Annotated in this window: 6 protein-coding genes; 5 read left to right on the plus strand and 1 reads right to left on the minus strand. The window is 70.4% G+C overall.

Going from position 1 to position 5,427, the window contains the following annotated elements; translation table 11 throughout:
• Positions 1-8: 8 nt before the first annotated feature.
• Complete coding sequence (locus E5198_RS20130) at positions 9-470, minus strand: TIGR02444 family protein (protein ID WP_136491697.1); 462 nt, start codon at positions 468-470, stop codon at positions 9-11.
• Positions 471-538: 68 nt separating this feature from the next.
• Between E5198_RS20130 and E5198_RS20135 the strand changes: the two genes are divergently transcribed.
• The 5 genes from E5198_RS20135 to E5198_RS20155 all read left to right on the plus strand — a co-directional run.
• Complete coding sequence (locus tag E5198_RS20135) at positions 539-2,449, plus strand: ATP-binding cassette domain-containing protein (protein ID WP_136491698.1); 1,911 nt, start codon at positions 539-541, stop codon at positions 2,447-2,449.
• The gene (locus E5198_RS20140; RefSeq protein WP_136491699.1) at positions 2,446-3,033 is read left to right on the plus strand and encodes a mechanosensitive ion channel family protein; all 588 of its coding nucleotides are present in this window, start codon (positions 2,446-2,448) and stop codon (positions 3,031-3,033) included. Before E5198_RS20135 ends, E5198_RS20140 begins: the two co-directional genes overlap by 4 nt.
• Before the next feature lie 6 nt (positions 3,034-3,039).
• Positions 3,040-3,798 carry a TerC family protein gene (locus E5198_RS20145; protein ID WP_136491700.1) on the plus strand — a complete coding sequence of 253 codons (759 nt, stop codon included), beginning with the start codon at positions 3,040-3,042 and terminating at the stop codon, positions 3,796-3,798.
• Positions 3,799-3,902: 104 nt separating this feature from the next.
• Positions 3,903-4,535, plus strand: coding sequence for a LysE family transporter (locus E5198_RS20150; protein ID WP_136491701.1), 633 nt, complete (start codon positions 3,903-3,905; stop codon positions 4,533-4,535).
• 107 nt (positions 4,536-4,642) lie between these two features.
• Positions 4,643-5,427, plus strand: a 785-nt coding sequence (locus E5198_RS20155) for a c-type cytochrome (protein WP_136491702.1), incomplete at its 3' end; no start/stop codon positions are given.

Genomic DNA, 5,427 nt, shown 5'->3' on the forward strand with positions numbered 1-5,427 from the left:
CCGTCCGCTCAGGACTGAGGCGCACCGGCCGCGACGAGCAGCGCCGCCAGCGCGTTGCGGCACTCGGGCGCCAGGGCCGCGAGCCAGGCGCCCGGCTCGGCGCTCGGTGTCGCCGGCCAGTCCTCCGCCAGCGCCTGCAGCCGCTCCAGCAGCAGGCGTTCGGCCTGCAGTTCCAGCTCCGCCAGCTGCCGGCGCAGCTCGGCCAGCGTCGGGTCGTCCGCCGCCGGCGCCTTCCAGGTGCGACGCAGCCGGCGCAGGGGCAGGGTGACCGTCCGTTGCCAGGGCCCCGCCAGATCGCGGAGGGCGGCGACCCGCTCCGCCGCGACATCCACCCGGCGCCGCTCCAGCCACAGCGCGGCGAGCAGCAGGCAGACGTCGGCGTCGCGTTCGTCCTGCAGGCGCAGGCACAGCTCGGCCACCCCCGGGCGGGCGTAGAGCGCCACGGAAAAATCCCATAACGATTGCTGCATGCTGGCCTCCGGGCGAGGGACGGGGGAAGCTGGTAGACTTCGCCACCGCTGAATCCTCTCTCACGATCATGATCCGACTCCAGAATCTTATCCTGCAGCGTGGCCCGCAGCGTCTGCTCGACGGCGCCGAGCTGACCCTGCATCCCGGCCAGAAGGTCGGTCTCGTCGGCGCCAACGGCGCCGGCAAATCCAGCCTGTTCGCCCTGCTGCGCGGCGAACTGCACGCCGACGGCGGCGACTGCCTGCTGCCGGCGGACTGGCGCATCGCCCACATGCGCCAGGAGGTCGATACCCTCGAGCGCCGCGCGGTGGACTACGTGCTGGATGGCGACAGCAACCTGCGCCGCATCCAGGCCGAGCTGGCGACGGCCGAGGCGGCCCACGACGGCCATGCCCTGGCCCGCCTGCACAGCGAGTTCGACAGCGCCGACGGCTACACGGCCGACGCCCGCGCGCGCAAGCTGCTGGCCGGCCTCGGCTTCGACAGCGCGCAGATGGAGCGGGCGGTCGGCGACTTCTCCGGCGGCTGGCGCATGCGCCTCAACCTGGCGCAGGCGCTGATGTGCCCGTCCGAGCTGCTGCTGCTCGACGAGCCGACCAACCACCTCGACCTCGACGCCATCCTCTGGCTGGAAAGCTGGCTGAAAGGCTACCCCGGTACCCTGCTGCTGATTTCCCATGATCGCGATTTCCTCGATGCGGTGGTCGACCACGTGGTGCACCTCGAGCAGCAGAAACTGACCCTCTATCGCGGCGGCTACTCGGCCTTCGAGCGCACCCGCGCCGAACGCCTGGCCCAGCAGCAGCAGGCCTACGAGAAGCAGCAGGCGCAGCGTGCGCACATGGAAGACTTCATCCGCCGCTTCAAGGCCAAGGCCAGCAAGGCGCGCCAGGCGCAGAGCCGCATCAAGGCGCTGGAGCGCCTGGAGGAGCTGGCGCCGGCGCACATCGACTCGCCGTTCGACTTCCGCTTCCGCGAGGCCGACAAGGTCTCCAGCCCGCTGCTCGATCTGGCCGAGGGCCGCCTCGGCTACGGCGACAGGGCGGTGCTGGAGAAGGTCAAGCTGCAGCTGGTACCCGGCGCGCGCATCGGCCTGCTCGGCCCCAACGGCGCCGGCAAGTCGACCCTGATCAAGACCCTGGCCGGCGAGCTGCAGCCGCTCGGCGGACGCCTGATCCGCGGCGAGAACCTCGCGGTCGGCTACTTCGCCCAGCACCAGCTCGATTCGCTGGACCCCAAGGCCAGCCCGTTGCTGCACCTGGCGCGCATCGCTCCGGGCGAGCGCGAGCAGACCCTGCGCGACTTCCTCGGCGGCTTCGACTTCCGCGGGCCGCGCTGCGACGAGCCGGTGGTCAACTTCTCCGGCGGCGAGAAGGCACGCCTGGCGCTGGCGCTGATCGCCTGGCAGAAGCCCAACCTGCTGCTGCTCGACGAACCGACCAACCACCTCGACCTGGAGATGCGCTTGGCGCTGACCCTGGCCCTGCAGGACTTCGAGGGCGCGGTGCTGGTGGTGTCGCACGACCGCCACCTGCTGAAGAGCACCACCGACGAGTTCCTGCTGGTGGCCGACGGCCGCGTGCAGGCCTTCGACGGCGACCTCGACGACTACAGCCGCTGGCTGGTCGACTACCGCGCCCGCCAGCAGCCGGTGGTCGAGGCGGCGCCGGGCGCCGACAGGACCGACAAGCGTGCCCAGCGCCAGGCCGCCGCCGCCCTGCGCCAGCAGCTGGCGCCGCGCAAGAAGGCGGCCGACAAGCTGGAGAAGGAGCTCGGCAGCGTGCAGGAGAAGCTGGCCGCGCTGGAAACCCGCTTGGGCGACAGCGCCCTCTATGAGGCGGCGCGCAAGGACGAGCTGCGCACCCTGCTGGCCGAGCAGGCCACCCTCAAGACCCGCGAGGCCGAGCTGGAGGAGGCCTGGCTGCTGGCTCTCGAGGAACTCGAGGCGCTGGAAGCCGAGCTGGGAGGCGCGGCGTGAAGGTCTGGCTGGCGCAGTGGCTGGGCGCCTGGAGCGAAACCCTGCTGCTCGGCGGGCAGATCCTGCTGATCCTGCTCGCCGGCTACGTGCTGCAGCGCCTGGTGGCGCGCGGCCTGACCCGTCTGGCCAACCGCTACCACCTGCCCGGCGAGTTGCTGCTGCCGCTGCGCGGCGCCCTGCGCTGGCTGATCATGGGCAGCGCGCTGATGCTGGCGCTGGAGCACCTGGGCGTGTCCGCCGGCGTGCTGTGGGCGGCCTTCTCCGGCTTCGTCGCGGTGGCCGCGGTGGCCTTCTTCGCCGTGTGGAGCGTGCTGTCCAACCTGTTCTGCGCGGTGCTGATCTTCACCATCGGGCCGTTCCGCCTGGGCGATCGCGTCGAGGTGCTGGAGGCCGCGGACAAGCCCGGCGCCAAGGGCCGGGTGATCGCCATCAACCTGCTGTACACCACGCTGGAGGAAGACGCCGAGAACGGCAGCGGCGCGCTGGTGCAGATCCCCAACAGCCTGTTCTTCCAGAAGGTCGTGCGCCGCTGGCGCGGGACCGAACATCAACTCACTCCAACCACTACCCCCAACGAGACCTGAACCATCATGGAATGGCTGACTAGCCCGGAAATCTGGGTTGCTTTCCTCACTCTGACCGCCCTGGAGATCGTCCTCGGCATCGACAACATCATCTTCATCTCGATCCTGGTCGGCCGCCTGCCCAAGGAGCAGCAGGCCAAGGCGCGCTTCTTCGGCCTGGCGCTGGCCATGGGCACGCGCATCCTGCTGCTGCTGTCGATCGCCTGGGTGATGCGCCTGACCGCCGACCTGTTCACCGTGCTCGGCCAGGGCGTCTCCGGCCGCGACCTGATCCTGTTCTTCGGCGGCCTGTTCCTGCTGTTCAAGAGCACCATGGAGATCTGGCACAGCGTCGAGGGCGAGGAGGAAGCGGGCGAGGAGGGCGGCGTGAAGAAGGCCGCCTTCATGAGCGTGATCCTGCAGATCGCGGTGATCGACATCATCTTCTCGCTGGACTCGGTGATCACCGCGGTCGGCCTGGTGTCGAACGTGCCGGTGATGGTCGCCGCGATCATCATCGCCGTGCTGGTGATGATGCTGGCCGCCGGCACCATCAGCGACTTCATCGAGAAGCACCCGTCGCTGAAGATCCTCGCCCTGTCGTTCCTCATCGTGGTCGGCACCCTGCTGGTCGCCGAGGCGTTCGATGTGCACGTGCCCAAGGCCTACGTCTACTTCGCCATGGCCTTCTCGCTGGGCGTCGAGGCGCTCAACATCCGCATGCGCACCGCGATGAAGCGCAAGCTCAAGGAGCCGGTCAAGCTGCACAAGGACCTGCCGGACTGAGTGCTGGCGGGGTAGGCCGAAGCCTGTCCGCATGCCATGCTGTACCCGCGCCGGCCCGTCATGGGCCGGCGTCGTTTCCGCCATCCTCTACCGGAGAATGCCCCATGAGCCTGGAAACCTGGCTTGCCTTCTTCGCCGCCTGCTGGGTGATCAGCCTGTCGCCCGGCGCCGGCGCCATCGCCTCGATGTCCAGCGGCCTCAACTACGGCTTCCGCCGCGGCTACTGGAACGCCATCGGCCTGCAGCTGGCGCTGGCCCTGCAGATCGCCATCGTCGCCGCCGGCGTCGGCGCCATCCTCGCCACCTCCGAGCTGGCCTTCGCGGCGATCAAGTGGTTCGGCGTCGCCTACCTGGCCTGGCTGGGCTGGAAGCAGTGGTGCGCGCCGGTCGGCGAGCTGGCCACCGAGAACGGCGGACGCCCGCTCGGCCGGCCGCTGACCCTGGTGCTGCGCGGCTTCGTGGTCAACGCCAGCAACCCCAAGGCCATCGTGTTCATCCTCGCCGTGCTGCCGCAGTTCCTCGACCCGGCCCGTCCGCTGCTGGCCCAGTACCTGGCCATGGCGGCGACCATGATCGCCGTCGACCTGGTGGTGATGGCCGGCTACACCGGACTGGCCGCGCGGGTCCTGCGCCTGCTGCGCACGCCGCGCCAGCAGCGTCTGCTCAACCGCACCTTCGCCAGCCTGTTCGTCGCCGCCGCGGGCCTGCTGTCGCTGGTACGTCGCGCACCGGCCTGAGGACTTTCGCGGCGAATCGTCGCAGCCGCTGGCCGGGATGGCCCTTGAGTGACGCCGCAATGAGGCGTAAAAGGGCAATGGCATTTGTTCTCATTTGGGATTCACTCATGCTTACCCGCAAGCGATTTCTGAGCTGGCTGCTGCTGCCCGTGCTGGCGCTGTGCAGCCTGATGGCCCTCGCCGAACCCGAGGGCGCCGCCCAGGCCCTGCACCTGCTGAGCTACCTGGGCGCCGACTACCCGGCCACGGTGGCCGCCGGCCAGGTGGTCGACAGTGGCGAATACCAGGAGCAGCTGGAGTTCCATGGCGTGCTGGCCGGGCTGGTCGCCGCGCTGCCGGCCAACGCCGGCAAGGATGGCCTGCTGCAGGGCGTCGCCCGTCTCGGCGACAGCATCCGCGAGCGCCGCGACGGCGCCGCGGTGGCCGACCAGGCACGCCAGTTGGCCGCCGATCTGGTGGCGAGCTACCGGATCAGCCTGACTCCGCGCATCACTCCCGACCCGGCGCGCGGCGCGGCGCTGTTCGCCCAGCACTGCAGCGTCTGCCACGGCGAGGGCGGGCTCGGCGACGGCCCGGCGGGGATCGGCCTCGAGCCGCCGCCGGCGAACATGCGCAATGCCGCGCGCATGGACAGCCTGAGCCTCTACGACCTGTACAACAGCATCGGCCTCGGCGTGGAGGGCACCGACATGCCGGCCTTCGCCGCGCAGCTCGACGAGCGCGCGCGCTGGGATCTGGCCAGCCATGTCGCCGGCTTCAGCGCCGATCCCGCTGCGGCACGCGGGGCGAGCTTCAGCCTCGAGCAACTGGCCGGGCAGACCCCGCAGCAGGTCGCGGCCGAGCAGGGGCCTGCCGCGGCGGCCGCCCTGCGCGCCCAGCGAGCGGCGCCGCC

It is taken from the genome of Pseudomonas sp. A-1, from assembly GCF_004801855.1.
In the GTDB taxonomy this organism is placed as follows: domain Bacteria; phylum Pseudomonadota; class Gammaproteobacteria; order Pseudomonadales; family Pseudomonadaceae; genus Geopseudomonas.

What these genes read in the sequence shown, in the direction of transcription:
- E5198_RS20145 (WP_136491700.1), top strand. Translation starts at nt 3,040, where the DNA reads ATGGAATGGCTGACTAGCCCGGAAATCTGGGTTGCTTTCCTCACTCTG.
- E5198_RS20135 (WP_136491698.1), top strand. Translation starts at nt 539, where the DNA reads ATGATCCGACTCCAGAATCTTATCCTGCAGCGTGGCCCGCAGCGTCTG.
- E5198_RS20130 (WP_136491697.1), bottom strand. Translation starts at nt 470, where the DNA reads ATGCAGCAATCGTTATGGGATTTTTCCGTGGCGCTCTACGCCCGCCCG.
- E5198_RS20150 (WP_136491701.1), top strand. Translation starts at nt 3,903, where the DNA reads ATGAGCCTGGAAACCTGGCTTGCCTTCTTCGCCGCCTGCTGGGTGATC.